This is a genomic window from Frankia sp. CoBUL1 (assembly GCF_978021245.1).
Window position 1 is genome coordinate 1 of record NZ_CDXDOS010000326.1, and the last position, 3,302, is coordinate 3,302.

Sequence of the window (3,302 nt, forward strand, 5' to 3'; positions counted from 1 at the left end):
CACTGGCCTGCAATGACGCCCTTCGTCGGGTTCCTGGTGATCCTACGGTCCTGACCCCCCATTCCCTACCCCCGGCCGGCCGATCCGGCGCGCCGGATCGGCGACACGGGCATGCCGACGGGGCTGACGAGCGTCGCCGCTGCCGCAGTGCGGATGATGGGCACTGCGGCACACGTTGAACCTGCGAGGAAGGGCATCCCACGTCATGTCGACAACCGAGCCCGCTGCCCCGGTGGCTCCGCTGGACATCACCGCGACCGAGGAATGGGCGGCGCTCACCGCGCATCTGCGCGAGATCTCCGAGGTGTCCCTGCGGGATCTGTTCGCCGCCGATCCCCGGCGTGGCGAGACGTTCGCCGCCGAATCGGACGGACTCTATCTTGACTACTCCAAGAACCGGCTGACCGCGCGCACCGTCGAGTTGCTGACCGCGCTGGCCCGGCGCGCCGGGCTGGCGGACCGGATCGAGGCGATGTTCCGGGGCGAGAGAATCAACGTCACCGAGAACCGACCGGTGTTGCACGTGGCGTTGCGCGCCCCGGCCGGAACCCGGATCGAGGTGGATGGCGTCGACGTCGTCCCCGACGTGCACCGGGTGCTCGACGCGATGTCCCAATTCGCCGACCGGGTGCGGTCGGGGGACTGGCTGGGGGCCACCGGTGAGCGGATCCGGACGGTGGTCAACATCGGCATCGGCGGCTCCGACCTGGGACCCGCCATGGCCTACGACGCCCTGCGCGGCTATGCCGACCGGTCGATCGAAGTCCGGTTCGTCTCCAACGTCGACCCCACCGACATCTGGGAGGCCACCGCCGATCTCGATCCGGCCAGCACCCTGTTCATCGTCTCGTCCAAGACGTTCACCACCCTGGAAACGATCTCTAACGCGCGGGCCGCACGGTCCTGGCTCACCGGCCTGCTCGGCGAGGACGCCGTTTCCCGGCACTTCGTCGCGGTCTCCACGAATGCCGAGAAGGTCGCCGAGTTCGGTATCGACACCGTGAACATGTTCGAGTTCTGGGACTGGGTGGGCGGCCGGTACTCGGTGGACTGCGCGATCGGCCTCTCGCTGATGATCGCGATCGGGCCGCCGAACTTCCGGGAGTTCCTCGCCGGTTTCGCCGCTATGGACACGCACTTCCGGACGGCTCCGTTCGAGCGGAACCTTCCGGTTCTGCTCGGTCTGATCGGCCTGTGGTACCGCGACTTCTTCGGTACAGCGACGCACGCGGTGCTGCCGTACAGCCACTACCTGGGCCGATTCCCGGCTTATCTCCAGCAGTTGGACATGGAGAGCAATGGGAAGTCGGTCGATCTCACCGGGCGGCCCGTGTCGACGCCGACCGGACCGATCGTCTGGGGGACTCCCGGCACGAACGGACAGCATGCGTACTACCAGCTCCTGCACCAGGGGACGACGATCGTTCCGGCCGATTTCATCGGCTTCGTCCGGCCGAACCATCCCGGGGTGGGCACGGCGGATGGCGCCGGGGTGGACCAGCACGCCCTGCTGCTGGCCAACTTCCTGGCGCAGACAGAGGCCCTCGCGTTCGGCCGGACAGCCGCGGAGGTGGCCGCCGAGGGTGTCACGCCGGACCTCGTTGCTCATCGGACCTTCCCGGGTAATCGACCCTCGAACACCCTGCTGGCCCAGAAGCTGACTCCGTTCACCCTCGGTCAGCTGATCGCACTGTACGAGCACAAGGTGTTCACCCAGGGGGTCATCTGGGGGATCAACAGTTTCGACCAGTGGGGCGTGGAGCTCGGCAAGGTGCTGGCCGGTCGGATCATTCCGGAACTCGGGTCCGAGCAGGAACCGGAGCTGGGGCATGACAGCTCGACGAACGCTCTGATCAAGCGTCTGCGGGCCGGCTGACGCCCGCCGGGGATCCAGCCAACCGAGGCATGTTACTCTGCGTAATCGATTGGGGGTGGCCCCGCGCGGTGACGACATCGGGGGGTGGAAGTCATGCGGGTGGATGCTGGAGCCTTGCGGATGTCCGTGCGGCGGACAGGCGAGGACGTGCTCATCGAACTCGCCGGGGAACTCGACACGGCCGGGCGGCTCCGGTTCCGTGAGCAGATCGGCGAGCATCTCGGCCGGGGCGGGGGGACGGTCACGGTGGATGTCGCGGGCCTACGCTCGATCGACATCCCGGGGCTCGCCGCTCTGCTCCGCGCCGATCTGCTGCTCCGCCGGGTGCACTCATGTCTGGAGATCCAGGCACCCACACCGGCGTTCGCCGCGTTGTTGCGGGAGGCCGGTCTCGACGGTCGGCTGCGGGTCGGTGGGGGATCCCGCCGCCGCTGAGCGCCCCCTCGACTGTCCGCATCCAGCGGGCTGGGAGACGGCTCAGCCAATGAGCGGTGACGTCCGATCGCCCGATGACGCGGGTGCGCTGAGGGTGGCGGGTGCGCTGGGTGACGGTCGTGCACCGGCTGGTCCGGAGTCACCCACCGAGGCGGTGCCGTCCTCGGTGACCAGGGAGAGCAACCCGCGGGAGCCGATCAGACGTTTCTCGATTCCGCCCATCATGAGCATCCCCGCCATTACGAAGAGTGGAAAACCGAGCACCATCAGCAGGACGGGTGGTGTGAGACTCACCGAAAGACCCCCAGGCTGGCTTACGGATCTGATCGGCACCATGGACGCCGTACCGTAGGCGTTACCCTCGGACCTGCGTTGCTCACGTCCCGACAGTCGTCTCACCCGACTCGGGTGTCCACCGGGTTCTCCCCGAGGGGGCCGCCGATTCCGGCCGGCTGGAAGAATGAACCGCAGCTCAGAGGTCTGTTCCGGGATGCGTGTTGTTCCCGGTGTCCGCGGGCTCGTACCCTTCCCCCAACATGTCTGCGCGGCCCGCTCCATTGCCCGCTTATAGCGGCCGTCCGTGGGTTCGTGACGCGGACCTGCTCGCGCGTCTCGACCTGCTCTCCGAGCAGATCGATTTCGCCCTCGCCGAGATAGCCCTGCGGCGGGCCGCCTACCAGCGAGCCTGCGAGGAGGAGGCCGCCTGGCCGTGGGCGCCCGTCGGCGTTGCGGTACTGAGCCGGCCGTCCGTGGCGCAGGCTCTGGCCGGCGAGCTCGCCGCCGTCGAGCGGCTGCGGTTGTGGGCGCAGGAGATGTACTGGTTGCAGGAACAGGCGCGGCTGCGCGGACTGCTGCGCTGAGCGCGGGCGCGGACCCCCGCTAGCCCTGTCTTCCGCACATGGGGTTTCGATGCGTTGACCGGCCCGGCTGTCGATCATGGTGGTCGGGTGGGGTCGACGCCGAGGATGTCGAGGAGGTGCTGGTGTAGGGC

Annotated in this window: 4 protein-coding genes; 3 read left to right on the forward strand and 1 reads right to left on the reverse strand. The window is 68.2% G+C overall.

Annotated elements, in window-relative coordinates; genetic code table 11:
• Window positions 1-205 precede the first annotated feature (205 nt).
• Together pgi and AC08OX_RS16345 are read left to right on the forward strand one after the other, a co-directional pair.
• Entirely contained in the window at window positions 206-1,876 is a 1,671-nt protein-coding gene (pgi, locus tag AC08OX_RS16340; protein ID WP_476608609.1) for a glucose-6-phosphate isomerase, read from the forward strand.
• 93 nt (window positions 1,877-1,969) lie between these two features.
• Window positions 1,970-2,311: an STAS domain-containing protein gene (locus AC08OX_RS16345; protein ID WP_476608610.1), complete on the forward strand. Its 342-nt coding sequence runs from the start codon at window positions 1,970-1,972 to the stop codon at window positions 2,309-2,311.
• Between the two features lie 42 nt (window positions 2,312-2,353).
• Here the strand turns inward: AC08OX_RS16345 and AC08OX_RS16350 are convergent, their stop codons facing one another.
• Window positions 2,354-2,605 (reverse strand): hypothetical protein, encoded by a 252-nt coding sequence (locus tag AC08OX_RS16350; protein ID WP_476608611.1) that lies wholly within the window; start codon window positions 2,603-2,605, stop codon window positions 2,354-2,356.
• Between the two features lie 263 nt (window positions 2,606-2,868).
• Here AC08OX_RS16350 and AC08OX_RS16355 point away from each other — a divergent pair, with 263 nt between their 5' ends.
• Window positions 2,869-3,171 carry a hypothetical protein gene (locus AC08OX_RS16355; protein WP_476608612.1) on the forward strand — a complete coding sequence of 101 codons (303 nt, stop codon included), beginning with the start codon at window positions 2,869-2,871 and terminating at the stop codon, window positions 3,169-3,171.
• The last annotated feature ends 131 nt before the right edge of the window (window positions 3,172-3,302 follow it).

Bases quoted from the DNA above. Each gene is read 5' to 3' on its own strand.
- pgi (WP_476608609.1), top strand. From the start codon at position 206: ATGTCGACAACCGAGCCCGCTGCCCCGGTGGCTCCGCTGGACATCACC.
- AC08OX_RS16345 (WP_476608610.1), top strand. From the start codon at position 1,970: ATGCGGGTGGATGCTGGAGCCTTGCGGATGTCCGTGCGGCGGACAGGC.